The following is a 14,361-nucleotide window of genomic DNA, read 5'->3' as shown; positions in this document are numbered from 1 at the left end:
CGGAGCCGGGAGCGTGTCGCATTACATCAGCGCGTCCGGTGGACGAATATCCGGTACCGGTCTGTCGTCGCGGAGCTTGCCCCTAGCTGCGCGCCGCCCACCGGCATCTTGCTGCCGAACACGGCATGCCAGGCGCGGCAGTTTCCTGCCGAGCACGGCAGCTTCCTGCCATTCGAGCGTCTTCCTGGCCATCGGGGCGCGTGACAAGCTGGCCGTCAACACCTTCGGCGAACGTGCATCATTCGCATAATCGACTGTCCCAGAACGGTATTCAGCTATGGCCTTCAATGTCGCAGACCTCTTCGAGCATGCCGTCGACGCGGTGCCCGACCGCCTCGCGATTGTCTGTGGGGACCGCTCACTCACCTATCGCGAACTCGACGAGCGGGCCAATCGGCTGGCACATCACCTGTCCGCCAAGGGGATCGGGCGGGGCGACCATGTCGGTATCTACTCGCGCAACTCCATCGAGGCGTTGGAGACCATGCTCGCGGTCTACAAGCTGCGCGCGGTGCTGATCTGTGTGAACTATCGCTATGTGGCCGAGGAGGTGCGCTATATCGTCGACAACGCGGATCTGAAGGCTCTGGTACACGAGCGGAGTTACGCCGACGTCGTGGCCGAGGTGCTGCCGCAGACGCCGCAGCTCACCGAGGTCGTGGTCATCGAGGACGGCAGTCAAGGAGACTTCGCCCGCTACAAGGGCACGGAATACGGTGCGGCACTTGCGAACAGCTCGTCCGAGCGCGACTTCGGTGAGCGCAGCGGCGATGACCTCTACGTTCTCTACACCGGCGGCACCACCGGTATGCCCAAGGGCGTCATGTGGCGGCACGAAGATGTCTGGCGAGCACTCGGCGGCGGCATCAACCATGTCACCGGTGAATACATCGCGGACGAATGGGAACTCGCGAACAATGCCGCCGCCGCACCCGCGGGGATAGTCATGGCACCACTGTCACCACTGATCCACGGGGCCGCGCAGTGGGCCGCCTTCATGACGTTGAATGCCGGTGGCACACTGGTTTTCGTCCCGCAATTCGATCCGGAAGAAGTGTGGCGCATGGTCGCGCGGCACCGGGTGAATGTGCTGACCGTGGTCGGCGATGCCATGGCCCGCCCACTACTCGAGGCGTACCGCGCGACCGCCTACGACGCCTCCTCGCTATGGGCGTTCAGCAGTCACGCCGCACTCTTCTCGCACACGCTGAAACAGCAATACGTGCAAGAGTTTCCGAACCTGTTCATCACCGACGTGGTCGGCTCCTCGGAGAGCGGCGGCACCGGACTGGCCGTCGTCGGCAAGGACTCGGACCACTCGCAGGGCCCGCGCGTGAAGTTCAATGCCCAGACCGTGCTGCTGGATGAGGACGACAAACTGCTCGAGCGCACCTCGGGTGCGGTCGGCCGCATGGCGCGCACCGGCCATGTGCCGCTGGGTTACTACAAGGACCCCGAGAAGAGCGCGACCATCTTCGTGGAGTCCGGCGGAAAACGCTATGTGGTGCCGGGTGATTACGCGCGCTACGAATCCGACGGCACCGTCACCCTGCTCGGCCGAGGTTCGGAATGCATCAATACCGGCGGCGAGAAGGTCTTCCCGGAGGAGGTCGAAGGCGCACTCACCTCCCACCCGAAAGTGTTCGACGCCTTGGTAATCGGAATTCCCGACCCACGATTCGGTCAGGGCGTCGCGGCCCTCGTACAGCCGCGCCCCGGCGTAGATCTGGATCTGGCTGAGTTGGACGCGCACGTCCGCACCAAAGTTGCCGGATACAAAGCGCCCCGCAGCTATTGGATCGTCCCCCAGGTCACCCGGCAGCCCAGTGGCAAGGCGAATTACGCGGCAGCCAAGAAGTATGCTGCCGCACATGCGAACCAGGCGCGCACTCCGCGCTGATCGCGGTTGGCAGACCAACGGGCAGTTTGTGCCGACTACCTCAGCAGGCCCAGTTCGGCGGCGCGGACGCCGAGTTGGAAGCGAGTGGCCGTATCCAATCGCAGCATGAGGTCGGCGACATGGCGTCGATAGGTGCGCAGCGAGATGCCCAGCTTCCGCGCTGCCACTTCATCTTTCAGCCCCGTATTGAGGAAGTTGACGACGGCGATCGACACCTCGTCGAACTCGGCCTCCCGGAGATGATCACGGAATTGCCGGGAGGCGGACCAGGCACGCACGGTGAATTCGTGGATCGCCTGGATCACCATGGGTTCGGTGACGATCAACCCGCGCGGATCGCCGGTCTCCGGACCGTTCCACAGCACCGCCGTGCGGCGATCGATGATTATGGTGTTGCAGAACTCGGCCGAGGTGACTCGAACCTGCGAATTCAGTTGGAACGCACGGGAATACAGATCCGGCTCACGAGTTCCCGCATATCCGGGCGAGAGCAGTAGCCGAACCTGCTTCCCGGTCCGGTGCAGCTCCTGCAGCAGGGTCCCGCCTCGGGAGTACCTGCGCTCCAATCGAATCGGACTGGAGATCGCCAGCGTCGTCTCGGCGCGCACGTCCCGGAGCATGCGCTGCAGATCCGCACCCCAGCGCGCGTCCGGGGTGATCCGCACCATCTGTTCGGCGGATCGGTGGGTCGTGACAGTCGATATCGCCGAGTCCAACAGCCTTCGGGACTGTTCGAGCAGCTCGGCGATATCGGCCTGCGGTGGAACGGGCGGCATGCACCCATACTGCCCCGCTATTTCGCCTCGCGTACCTTCTCGACCGCATCGGCGAAGAACTTCTCGAACGTGGCCTGGTCCGGAGCGCCGGAGAACGCGGCCGAACGCGCGGTCACGGTGAGCCCGCGCAGGGTCGCCCAGCCTTGGAACGCGGTGCGTGTCAAGGCTGCGGCGTCCGGGAGCGCCGAGCTGCTGGTGGACTTGTACGCCACCGAATCGACCCCCGCCAGCGCCGGCAGCTTCTCCATATCGACCGTGGTGTTCACCTGTTTACCGTCGACAGTGCTGGTCGAGGTCATATGCGCGCATTTGGCATTGGTGTCCATCATGAGCGTCAGATCGGCGGTCTCGGCCGAGACGAATTCGATATAGACATCCATATCCTCGGTCGCGGCCGCCGCCAACGCGGAATTGCCGAGCAGATCATTGGTGAGCGCCGCCAAATCGACCTGCGGCCCACGGCATTCCGGCGGGGTGACCGTGGAATTCGCCATGGTATCGCCGAGATCGGTGACACTGGAGCGCAGCTTGTCCGGCGGTAGATCCAGTGGTTTGGTCCCCGCCGGGAACTCCGCCGCGGTCAGTACCAGTTGATCGCGCGGCGTACTCGGTTGCGGGGTACCGGAAGTCGCCTTCGTCTCGGTGCCGCCCCCGCAACCCGCGGTGACCAGTACCGCGCACGCCACCACTGAAATCCCTGCTCCCTTGGTCGTCACGCGCCACAGCATGCCAGGAGGTCGCCGATATCGCAGGACGTGCCCGGTATGTGAGCGTCGCCCGTCAGATGTGTACGGGGAAGGCCGCCAGGTCATTCTGGGTGAGGACCGGCAGGTGGGCGATCTCCTCGTCCGGAATCGCGAGCTTCAGGCTCGGAAAACGCTCGAAAAGGGCGGGTAGACCGATGGATGCCTCCAGACGGGCCAGGGCCGCGCCGGGGCAGCTGTGCGGGCCGTACCCGAAGGAGATATTGCGGTTGGCGGTCGGGCGGGTGACGTCGTATTCGTCGGCGTCCACCCCGTGCACCGCGGTATCCCGACCGACGGCGCGGTAGGAGATCACCACGCCCTCGCCTTTCTCGATTACGTTGTCGCCCAACGTAATATCCTCGGTCGCGAAGCGCATCAGCAGGTGCGTGACCGGCCCGTCGTAGCGCAGCGTCTCCTCGATGGCCTGCTTCCAATCCACATCGCCCGCTCGCAGCTTGTCCAGCTGGTCGGGCCGGGATAGCAAGGCGCGCACCGTATTCACGATCAGGCTCACCGTGGTCTCGTGCCCGGCGGCGACCAGCGCCTTGAGATTGCCGACCACCTCCTCCTCGGTGAGCGGGTCGCCGCCCTCATCGGCCAGAATCAGCGCGCTGGTGAGATCGTCGCCCGGCTCGGCGGTCTTGCGGCGCACCATCTCGGTGAAGTACACGTCCATGGCGTCGATGATCTGCAGCCGCTCGTCCTGCGGGGTCATCATGGAGAAGAATTTCTTGTACCACTCCAGCAGCATGGGCTGATCGGCGCGCTCCACCCCCATGAGCTCGCTGATCACCCGCATCGGCAGCGGATACGCGAAAACCTGCTTCAGATCGACGATTTCACCCTCGCGCCCGGCGGCCTCCAGATTGTCGAGCAGCTCGGCGGTGAGCAGTTCGATCGAGGGCCGCAGCGCCTCCAACCGGCGCGGCGTCAGTGCCTGCGCGGTCTTGATCCGCAGTCGCCGATGCTCGGCACCATCCACGGTGAACATGGAGCGGCCCGCATCGATCATGCCGATGAGCGGCCACTGCCGGGTCACCACGCCGGAGGACCACAGCCCCCATGCGTTGATGTCCTTCACCAGGCGGGTATCGGTGAGCAGTTGGCGGGCGAGCGCGTGCTCGGTGACTGTCCAGGCGGGCACGCCGAGCAGTTCGATCCGGGCCAGCGATCCGGCTTCCCGCAGCCGCGCGGTCTCCCCGGCCAGATCGGCGACCATCGGATCAATGGGTATGGCGTGTGGGCAGGACGAACTCACTGGAAACCTCCGACGGCGCGAACTGGGCTGAAAACAACTGGCAGAGAAGCCATTCCATGCATGAACGGGGACGGTCGGCGCACCAGATTCTGGGCGGGCACGCTCAGATCGATATCGGGCAGCCGATCCAGCAGCACCTCGATACCGGTCCTGGCAATGATCTCGGCGGACTGCTGCGCCGGGAACGGGCAGCGATACTCGCCGTGACTGAAGGCGAAGTGCGCGTTGTTGCCGGTGTGTCCGGACTCCGAAACATGCTGGCGCACATGCGGATCGGTATTCGCCGCCGCCAGGCCCAGTAGCAGCAGATCACCGGCGCGAATCACCTTGTCCGCCAAGCGGGTATCGCGCGCGGCCCAGCGCCCGGCCAGAATCGAGGTGGGGGTCTCCTCCCACAGCACCTCGTTCATGGCCTGGCTGATACTGCGCCGGCCACCACCGAGCGCGGCGGCGAAGCGATCGTCGATGAGCATGAGCCGCACCGAATTTCCGAGCCAGTCGCAGGTCGTCAAATGCCCGGCGGCGGTGATCGCCATCAGATCATTGACGTACTCCTCATCGGTGAACGGCGTCGGATCGGCCAGCATGCGCGAGACCAGATCATCACCGGGCATGGCCTTCTTCGCCGCGACCAGGCGCTGCATATGACCCATGAACTGCAGATGCGCCGACTGCGCGTCCGCGCCGCCATTGGCCATCACCTTCATGGACCAGGCCAGGTGCGGGCCGTCCGCATCGGCGAAACCGAGCAGTGCGGCCATGGCCAGGATCGGCAGCGGTTCGGCGAACTCGGCCATCAGATCGGCGGTGCCGCGACCGCAGAAGGCATCGATCAGTCGATCCGCCAAACTCTCACAGACCCTGCGCAATTCGAATGGATCCACCGATTCCAGGGCGGACTCCACCATGGACAGATGCCGGCGATGCTCCGCGCCCGCGGTGAAGTAGATGGACGGCATGGGCTGCCCGACCATGGGCAGCAGCGGCCAATCCTCCGGAATATTGCCCCACTGATTCCACAGGCTCACATCGCGCGGGAACAGCTCCGCGTTATTGGTGACCTGATGCATTTCTCGATAGCCGACGATCAGCCATGCGGGTACGCCGCCGGGCAGCTCCACAGCCACCACCGCACCGTGCTCGCGGCGCATCTCGTTGTAGAGGTGATGCGGGTCGGTGTGGAAGCGCGGGCCGCTCAGCGGGACCACTCCCGGCCGCACCGGGCATTGCTGTTGCTCGGGTGAGGTCATGTGTGGATCTCCGGATTGTAGAGGTATTCGACCAGACTGATCAGCACCTGCTTGCACGAATCACGGTGTCGCGCATCGCATTCGATGAGCGGGACGTGCGGTTCCAGATCCAGGGCGTCGCGGACCTCCTGCGGACGGAAGTCCGCGCCGAAGTTGTTGCACGCCACGATGAATGGGGTGCGCTGATGCTCGAGACGGTCGATGGCATACCAGGAGTCGGAGATTCGGCGCTGATCCACCAACACGATCGCGCCCAGTGCGCCGGTGAACAATCGGTCCCAGAGAAACCAAAACCGTTCCTGCCCAGGGGCTCCGAACAGATACAGCACATGTTCGGTATCGATGGTGATACGGCCGAAGTCGAAGGCGACCGTGGTGGTCGTCTTACCGGGCGCGCCCGTCGGATCGTCGACGCCGAAACCCACCTGCGTCATGGTGGCCTCGGTATCGAGGGGCCGAATCTCGCTGACAGCGCGCACCATGGTGGTTTTGCCGACACCGAATCCGCCGACGATGACGATCTTCAAACCGCTGCTGGCGGAGGCGTGCAGGGGTGCGTCGGCGCGGGACGGCCGGGGGTCATAGATTGCGGAGTCCAACGAGCACCTTCTCCAGGGTGGTGGTGTCGGGCAGCGAATGCCATTGCGAGGCAGGGTTGTGCCGCGGATGCCGCACGGTGATCTTGCCCGCGTGCAGCAGGTCCGACAGCAGAATGGTGGCGATGCCGACCGGTAGTCGCAGCTCCGCCGCGATCTCCACCACGGCGGTGGGGGAGCGGCAGATCTCCAGAATCGCGACATGCTCGGATTGCATGCCGGGAGCCGGATCGCATTCGCTCACCACGAGAGTGACCAGATCGAAGGCGTCCGAATCCGGTCGGCTGCGGCCGCCGGTCAGTGTGTACAGCCGGTCCGGATCCTCGTCTGGCCTGGTCACGACACGCTCGCTCCTCGGGTATCGCGCACCCGCGGTTCCGCGGCCAGATGTTCACCGAGCTGCTCCACCAGTTCGCGCATATTGTGGCCGACCAGTCCGGCATCGGCGTCCTCCGCGGCGACCACCGCGATATGCGCGCCCACCCCGGCCTCCACAATGAAGAGAATTCCGCCGTAGAACTCGGTCATGGACTGGCGCACCCCGCCGCGACCGTCACCGAACTCCACCGACGCGCCATGCGAAAGGCTCTGAATCCCAGCGGCAATCGCCGCCAGCTGATCGGCGCTGTCATTCCCCAGCTCCGAGGTATGACAGATCTTCAACCCGTCCCCCGACAACAGCAGGGCATGCCTGGCGCGTGGGGTACGGGTGAGTAACTGCTCCAGCAGCCAGCCCAACTGTGTCGCGGACGGGATCATTTATCGCTCTCCAAGGCCGAAGGATTGGCGGTACCGGCATTCTCACGCCCACTTACCGCTCGTTGAAACGCCCCCATTGCCGCCGGTGACACCGGCCGCGCCACCCCACCCGCCGGAGTATCCGGCGCCGCAAGCCCTTCCGGATGCACCGCGGCAAGGGTCTTGCCCCGCTGCCGCTTCGGCAGTGCCGCGACAGCCGATGCGGGAGTGGCGTTCGTCCCCGCGTCGAATAGCCGATCCGCCAAAACCGCAGTGCTACCGGAGAATCCGGCAGAAGTATCGGCAATGTTCCGGTCATCGCCGGGGACGGCCTCGGCCGCGCCCGCGGGCTTGACAACTTGCCCGAGGCCCGTGACCGCGGTGTCACCGCGTGAAGCACTGGCGCCGAGGGGAATCGGGTCGGCGGACGTCCGATCGTCGCCGAAGAATACGGGCGCTGTGGATCCCGCCTCGCCGGATGCGGACGACGCTGTGCCGGAGAGGGTTTCGGCACTGCCGGGCGGCGGGCCGGCTTCGGCGGGGTCGCCGCTCGGGGCCGGGGGCTCGGGGGTGGGGACGACCGACGCTGTGCCGGAGTAGATCTCGGCGCGGCGCGGGAGGGGGCCGGTGGGGGTGGGGTCGGCACCGACCGCGGCGGCGGGAGCGGTGCGGGTGACGTCGACCGTGAGAAGTGCCGGGGCGGTGTCGGAACGAGAGGCCGAGCTTGCCGTCGTAGGCGTTGCGCCCAAGGGAAGTTCGGTGGGGGAGTGGACGGGGAGGGAGATCGAGCCCAGTGCGCCCGGCGTGCGGTCTATACGGGTGGTGAGTTCGCGGGGGACGACTACCACTACCGCGGTGCCGCCGATCGCGGACGGGCGGTAGGAGACGGTGAGGTCGTGCTTGCGGGCCAGGTAGCCGACCACGGCCAGGCCCAGACGGGTGCCGGAGAGCGAGGACAGGTCGGAGATGCCACCGCCCGCAAGGGAATTGCGGCCGCCGCCCTCGGAGCCACGTGATGCGCCCGGAGTGATCCCGCCCACACCGGAGGAGTTGCCGCTCTCACCGGACGCGCTGTCGCCCATACCTCGGGCGCTGCCGCCGAAGCCGGAAGCGTTGGCGCCCTTGCCCGAGACCGTCAATTCGGCTCGGCGCAGGGCGGATTCGCTCATGACCAGGCCGCTGTCCTCGATGGTGATCACCACGCCCGCCGGCACTTCGGCGGCGTAGACGTGCACCTCGGTGGTGGGCGGGGAGAAGTTGCAGGCATTGTCGAGGAGTTCGGCGAGGGCGTGCATGACACCTTCGGCGGCGTGCCCGGCGATCGCTATCTCGGTGACGGCGCGTAGTCGTACGCGCTGGTAGCCCGCGACCCGGCCCATGGCCCCGCGCAGAATCGATTCCATCGCAATGGGCTTGGCCCAGCGCCGCCCGGAGCGCGCACCACTGAGCACCGCGATACTGTCCGCCAGTCGCCCGGCCTGCGCGGTGCGGTGATCGAGTTCGAGCAGATCGGCGAGCACCTTGGGATCGCCGTGCCGATGCTCCATCTCACGCAATTCCGCCAGCATGGAGGTGCTCATGGCCTGCATACGACCGGCCGCACCGGCGAACGCCGCCATAGCCGCGGCCCGCCGATTCTCGCTCTCCTTGGCCTCACGCGTCTTGGCGGTGACCACATCCGTGAGCGCCTGAATTCGCTGCTGCCCGTCCGCGAGTCGCGCCTCGGCCTCGGTAATGATGGCCGCGGTCCGCGCCTCGGCGTGCCCGGCCCGCGCCGCGCCCTCCCGCCGCGCCGGCTCGATTCTCGACCGGAAGTAGGCGGCCGCGGTGATGGCCGCGCACAGCAGCACCGCCGCCACGCCTGCGCCGATTCCCACCCCCGGCCGAACATTTTCCGGTGCGGCTATAACCGCACCTCCCGCCACGATCGCGGTGATCGCGATGCACCCCGCCAGCGTCCCGAACGGTAGCCGTGCACCGGTGGCGGGATTCGACTCGCCGCCTCTGGGATTCGATGACTCCGACAAGCTTTGCACTTCCGAACGCACGTGCACCGGCACGAACGCACCGGTGCGACCGCATCCCCCGTCGGACCACACGTGCCAAATATGAGCACCGGCAAGCGGATTCGGATCTAGCGGACGAGCATAAGCGCCCGGCATGAGCAGCGCTACCCGAGCGCGAACCGCCCGGCAACGCATGATCCCAGCAGTTGGGATGTGCGTCGGGTCACCGTAATCTGTTGTACAGAGTCGGTTCTCGAAGCGTTGTTCAGCGGAACAGCCTGGCCCCGGCCTCGCCGTGCGAAGGCTTACGCCGCGCCGAATCCTCGAGCCGCGCACTTCGAGCTCGGCACCCGGGACTTGACCTCAACCATTGTCGAGGTTGGAGGGTGGGTATCGGCAGTCTTACGAAACGGCAAGAGAGGCAAGACGATGCGCGCAGTCGAGATCAAGGCTTTCGGCGGACCCGAGGTGCTGGCGGTGCACGAGGTGCCGGATCCGGTGGCCGGCGCGGGCGAGGTCGTCGTCGCGGTGGCCGCCGCCGACGTCGGGTTCCTGGACACGCTGATGCGCAGCGGCCTCGGCCGGAACTTCTTCCCGGTGGATCCGCCGTTCGTGCCCGGCGGCGCGGTCTCCGGCGTCGTCGAATCGGTCGGACCCGGCGTCGATACCGGATGGATCGGGCGGCGAGTCGCCACCCAGACCGCGGCCAGCGGGATCGGCGGCGGAACTCCCACCGGCGGCTATGCGGAGAAGGCCCTCGCCAAGGTCGAGACCCTTGCGATCGTCCCCGACGAACTGAGCCTGGAGCAGGGCGTGGCGCTGGTCGCCGACGGGCGCACCGCGCTGGCGGTCGCGAATCGGGCGGCCATCCAGCCGGGCGAATGGGTGCTGATCACCGCCGCCGCAGGCGGATTGGGCACCCTGCTGATTCAGCTGGCGCGGTCGGCGGGTGGACGGGTTATCGCCGCGGCGCGGGGCGAGGCGAAACTGGCGCTGGCCCAACGACTCGGGGCCGAGGCAGTCGTCGATTACTCGCAGCCGGGCTGGACGGACCGGGTGCGTGAGGTGACCGGCGGGGTGCCGGTGGTCCTCGACGGTGCCGGTGGCGAGATCGGCCGGGAGGCATTGAGCGCCATCGAACCCGGCGGCCGGATCATCGGATATGGCAATGCGGCAGGCGGATTCGCGGCCATAGATATGGAAGCCGCTGCGGCGCAGGACATCGCCGTGGTCACACTGTTCGATCTCACCACGGGCGATATCGACTGGTTCGCCCTGCACAACCGGGCGCAGGACGAGGTCGCCGCCGGCCGGCTCGAAGTCGTCATCGGACAGAGCTTCCCCCTCGAAGCGGCCGCGTCCGCGCACACCGCAATCGCCGACCGGGTGGCCGCCGGTCGCACCATCCTCACGGTCTGACACCGAAGTCGGACAGCCCCGTCATCTCGCCGCATTGCCGGGATGACGGAGGGTGGCCACCACCCGCGGTCGGCGTGTCGGGAGCGTCCTTCCGCCCCGCGCAGCAAATGTCGGGCAAGCTGGGGTGCGGGTGGGGCTCGACGCGGAGGTGGCGATGCGCTACTGGACAGGGCTGATCGGGGCCGTGGCGGCCGGGGTCTGCCTGTGCGCCGCCCCGGCGGCGGCACAGGAACCCAAGCCGACGCAGCCCCAGCCGGGAGAGCACGCGCCGGTGCCGGCGCGCACGTCGATCTCACTGCGGTCGGTCGTGCCGGGCATCAAATGGGGTACCGACAATGAGACGCAATCGCGCGGCGGACTCTCCATCTCCAAGCTCTACCTCGCCGATTACGCACTGCGGCACGGTGACGGCTCCGCCGAGGACAAAGACCTGGGGGAGCGCATGATCCGGCTCTCCGACGATGCGGCGGCGGACACCATGGCCGCCAAATATCCCCGTGCCATCGATGCGATCGCCACCGAATACGACCTCCCCGCAACGCATTCCGGCAGTGAGTGGGGCAAATCCTCGACCAGCACCGCCGATACGGCCGACTTCCTGCTCGTCAAACTCCGCACCGATCCGGACAGCCCGATCCTCACCTGGATGGAGCATTCGAGCAAGGTCGCCGCGGACGGCACCCGACAGGATTGGGGCACCGCGCGCCTGCCGCACATCAAGGGCACCAAATGGGGTTGGTCGGATACGGGCGAATCGGAGGTGGCCTCGGCCTCGTTCGGCTCCGGATTCACCGTTACCGCGCACACCTACGGCACCTCCGAGCAGCAGACCGAGGATGTACTCGGTGCCGAGGCCGGTGAACTCGGACCGATCACCACGGTGCTGGACTCGCTCTCCGGTGTGCTCGGGCTGGTCCCCGGCTTCCTCGCCCCGCTGTCCGGAATCCTCGGCCCGCGCACCCCGTTCCTCGATGCGTTGCCCGGTCTGCCCGCTTCGCTGTCGAGCCTTCCGGGCGCGCCCAGGTGACCTGGCACACAGGACTTGCTCTCGAATAGTTTTAGTTTCACAATCGTTGTGTGGATACAACCATCGGCGGGCTCAGCAAAGAGCGCAAGACGCTCATCCTCATCACCTGCTGCCTCAGCCTGCTGATCTCCTCCATGGACGCGACCATCGTCAATGTCGCCATCCCCACCATCCAGTCCGATCTCGGCGCGTCGCTCACCCGGCTGCAGTGGATCGTCGACATCTACACCCTCACCCTGGCCAGCCTGCTGATGCTGTCCGGAGCCATGGCCGATCGCTTCGGCCGCAAACGTGTCTTCCGAATCGGCCTGCTCACCTTCGCGGTCGGCTCACTGCTCTGCAGCATCGCGCCCACCATCGAATTCCTCATCGGCGCAAGGTTTTTGCAGGCCGTCGGCGGTTCCATGCTGAATCCCGTTGCCATGTCGATCATTACCACCGTCTTCACCGGTCGCATGGAACGCGCACGCGCCGTTGGGGTTTGGGGTGCGGTCGTCGGTATCTCGACCGCCATGGGTCCGCTGGTAGGTGGACTGCTCATCGATTCGCTGGGCTGGCAGTCGGTGTTCTGGGTCAATCTGCCGATCGTCGCGGTGGCGCTGATGCTGACCACGATCTATGTGCCGGAATCCAAGTCGCAGCGGCATCGTGGAATGGACTGGGCCGGACAGGGTTTGGCGATCGCCTTCATGTTCACCCTGGTGTTCGGCTTGATCGAGCACAAGCCGGTGATCTTCGTGCTGACCGCTCTCGCGCTGGCCGGATTCCTGTGGCATGAGGGGCGGCACCCCACGCCATTCATCGATCTGCGCTTCTTCCGCAGTTTCCCATTCGCCTCGGCCACCATTATCGCGGTGTGCGCGTTCGCGGCACTGGGTGCGTTCCTGTTCGACGTCTCGCTGTATCTGCAAGGGGTGCGGCACTTCTCGGCCGTGCACACCGGTCTGCTCTACCTGCCGATGGCGCTGGGCATGCTGATCTTCTCGCCGATCTCGGGCCGGTTGGTCGGCCGGTACGGCACGCGGCCGTCACTGGTCATCGCGGGCACCCTGATGGTCATGGCAGCAGTCGGATTGACCCGGATGGCCCCGAATACCGCTGTGTGGCAACTGGTTCTGATGTTCGCGGTCTTCGGTATCGGCTTCGGCATGGTCAATGCCCCTATCACCACGGCGGCGGTCAGCGGTATGCCGTTGGATCGCGCCGGCGCGGCCTCCGCGGTCGCCTCCACCAGCCGTCAAGTCGGGGTGAGTATCGGTGTGGCACTGTGTGGTGCGCTCACCGGGTCGGGACTGTGGTGGACCATTGCCGCGCTCGCGCTCGCGATACCGATGCTCGGCGTGGCGGCGAACACCTCGTGGGCGTACCGTACCCGCGACCGTGTCGCGCCACTGCTCGAACAGAAGGTCCCCGCAAATGTCTGACGCGCCCACCCCCGACGAGGTCTGGGGGCAGCTCACCCACCTGGTGATGGACACTCGAGACGGCTGGCGACGCGCGGTCGTCGAGCGAACCGGGTTGCCGTTCAGCAGGTTCCGGGTCATGAAACGCCTACTGCCCGGGCCGATCTCGGTCAAGCAGCTCGCGCACGCGGCCGCCATGGACGCGCCCGCCGCCACCGTCACGGTCAATGATCTGGAGGAGCGCGGTCTGGTGGTGCGCGAGATCGATCCGACCAATCGGCGCTGCAAACTGGTCTCGCTCACCCCGACTGGACGCGAACTCATCCTGGACGCGCTCGCCACGCCCGATCCCGCGCCCAGCCCCGTCGCGGCCCTCACCCCGGCGGAACTGCGCACACTCGCGGAGTTGCTGCGCAAGCTCGAAGAGTGATTCAACGGTGCGCCGTTCGGCCCGTAGGGTGGGCCGGGTGCGTAACCGACACTGGAAAGCTATGGCGGCCATCTGCGGTGCACTACTGATCGCGGCGGGGGGAACCGGGACGGCCGCAGTGCCGCGCCCAGCGACGGAATGGCCTGCGCTGCCGGGCTTTCCGATCGCCGAGCGGGTAGTGGTGCTCGACCCCGGCCACAATGGCGGTACGGCGGGGCACCTCGATGAGATCAATGCGCAGGTCCCGGACGGGCGCGGCGGTATGAAGGCGTGCAATACCACCGGGACCAGTGCCAATGACGGTTATACCGAGCACGAGTTCAACTTCGATGTGGCGCTGCGCATGCGCGATCTGCTCAGCGCGCGCGGGATTCGCGTGGTCATGAGCCGCGACAATGACAATGGCTTCGGGCCGTGCGTCGACGAGCGCGGGACGCTCGGGCAGCGGGTGGGCGCGGCGGCGGTGGTCTCCATTCACGCCGATGGCGCTCCGGCGGGTGCGCACGGCTTCCACGTGGCCTATTCCGCGCCCGCGGTCAATGATTCGCAGGGTGAGCCGTCGAGTCGGTTGGCGACCACGCTGCGCGACGGACTGGTCGGTGCGGGCTTCACCACCTCGACCTATGTCGGTTCGAATGGGATGAACCCGCGCGCGGATCTGGCGGGGCTGAACTTCGCCGAGCGTCCGGCGGCACTGGTCGAATGCGGCAATATGCGCGATCCGGACGATGCCGCCATGCTCGAATCCCCGGACGGCCGTGCTCGATTGGCCACCGCTCTCACCAATGCCGTCATGGCCTACCTCGGCTAGC

At 66.5% G+C, this 14,361-nt stretch carries 13 protein-coding genes and 1 pseudogene; 6 read left to right on the top strand and 8 right to left on the bottom strand.

Annotated elements, in window-relative coordinates; all coding sequences use genetic code 11:
* The first annotated feature begins 277 nt into the window (after window positions 1-277).
* A complete protein-coding gene (locus GFY24_RS18870) occupies window positions 278-1,900 on the top strand; it encodes an acyl-CoA synthetase (protein WP_153806387.1) in 1,623 nt (540 codons plus the stop codon).
* Window positions 1,901-1,935: 35 nt separating this feature from the next.
* On the opposite strand, the gene GFY24_RS18865 is transcribed toward GFY24_RS18870, so the two are convergent.
* From GFY24_RS18865 to GFY24_RS43765, 8 genes and pseudogenes are all read right to left on the bottom strand, one after another.
* Window positions 1,936-2,676, bottom strand: a complete 741-nt coding sequence (locus GFY24_RS18865) for a response regulator transcription factor (protein WP_153806386.1) — start codon at window positions 2,674-2,676, stop codon at window positions 1,936-1,938.
* A 17-nt stretch (window positions 2,677-2,693) separates the two neighbouring features.
* The gene (locus tag GFY24_RS18860; RefSeq protein WP_153806385.1) at window positions 2,694-3,392 is read right to left on the bottom strand and encodes a hypothetical protein; all 699 of its coding nucleotides are present in this window, start codon (window positions 3,390-3,392) and stop codon (window positions 2,694-2,696) included.
* A gap of 64 nt (window positions 3,393-3,456) precedes the next feature.
* Window positions 3,457-4,680, bottom strand: coding sequence for a cytochrome P450 (locus tag GFY24_RS18855; protein WP_309231030.1), 1,224 nt, complete (start codon window positions 4,678-4,680; stop codon window positions 3,457-3,459).
* Complete coding sequence (locus GFY24_RS18850; protein WP_153806384.1) at window positions 4,677-5,930, bottom strand: cytochrome P450; 1,254 nt, start codon at window positions 5,928-5,930, stop codon at window positions 4,677-4,679. The genes GFY24_RS18855 and GFY24_RS18850 overlap by 4 nt, the downstream gene beginning before the upstream one ends.
* Window positions 5,927-6,529: an ATP/GTP-binding protein gene (locus GFY24_RS18845; RefSeq protein ID WP_153806383.1), complete on the bottom strand. Its 603-nt coding sequence runs from the start codon at window positions 6,527-6,529 to the stop codon at window positions 5,927-5,929. The genes GFY24_RS18850 and GFY24_RS18845 overlap by 4 nt, the downstream gene beginning before the upstream one ends.
* Window positions 6,510-6,866 carry a DUF742 domain-containing protein gene (locus tag GFY24_RS18840; RefSeq protein WP_309231029.1) on the bottom strand — a complete coding sequence of 119 codons (357 nt, stop codon included), beginning with the start codon at window positions 6,864-6,866 and terminating at the stop codon, window positions 6,510-6,512. Before GFY24_RS18840 ends, GFY24_RS18845 begins: the two co-directional genes overlap by 20 nt.
* Window positions 6,863-7,285, bottom strand: a complete 423-nt coding sequence (locus GFY24_RS18835) for a roadblock/LC7 domain-containing protein (protein ID WP_153806382.1) — start codon at window positions 7,283-7,285, stop codon at window positions 6,863-6,865. Before GFY24_RS18835 ends, GFY24_RS18840 begins: the two co-directional genes overlap by 4 nt.
* A 790-nt stretch (window positions 7,286-8,075) precedes the next feature.
* Window positions 8,076-9,219 (bottom strand): annotated as a pseudogene (locus tag GFY24_RS43765) (ATP-binding protein); the annotation flags it as partial.
* Between the two features lie 480 nt (window positions 9,220-9,699).
* On the opposite strand from GFY24_RS43765, the gene GFY24_RS18825 reads away from it, so the two are divergent.
* From GFY24_RS18825 to GFY24_RS18805, 5 genes are all read left to right on the top strand, one after another.
* The gene (locus tag GFY24_RS18825; RefSeq protein ID WP_153806381.1) at window positions 9,700-10,689 is read left to right on the top strand and encodes a zinc-binding dehydrogenase; all 990 of its coding nucleotides are present in this window, start codon (window positions 9,700-9,702) and stop codon (window positions 10,687-10,689) included.
* A gap of 154 nt (window positions 10,690-10,843) precedes the next feature.
* Window positions 10,844-11,716, top strand: a complete 873-nt coding sequence (locus GFY24_RS18820) for a hypothetical protein (protein ID WP_194852925.1) — start codon at window positions 10,844-10,846, stop codon at window positions 11,714-11,716.
* A gap of 50 nt (window positions 11,717-11,766) precedes the next feature.
* Window positions 11,767-13,140, top strand: coding sequence for an MFS transporter (locus GFY24_RS18815; RefSeq protein WP_309231028.1), 1,374 nt, complete (start codon window positions 11,767-11,769; stop codon window positions 13,138-13,140).
* A complete protein-coding gene (locus GFY24_RS18810; protein ID WP_153806380.1) occupies window positions 13,133-13,549 on the top strand; it encodes a MarR family winged helix-turn-helix transcriptional regulator in 417 nt (138 codons plus the stop codon). Before GFY24_RS18815 ends, GFY24_RS18810 begins: the two co-directional genes overlap by 8 nt.
* Before the next feature lie 37 nt (window positions 13,550-13,586).
* Window positions 13,587-14,360 (top strand): N-acetylmuramoyl-L-alanine amidase, encoded by a 774-nt coding sequence (locus GFY24_RS18805; protein ID WP_309231027.1) that lies wholly within the window; start codon window positions 13,587-13,589, stop codon window positions 14,358-14,360.
* Window position 14,361 lies beyond the last annotated feature (1 nt).

Origin of the sequence: Nocardia sp. SYP-A9097 (assembly GCF_009649815.1) — a bacterium.
Lineage (GTDB): Bacteria > Actinomycetota > Actinomycetes > Mycobacteriales > Mycobacteriaceae > Nocardia.
This window is presented reverse-complemented; position numbering and strand designations above follow the sequence as displayed.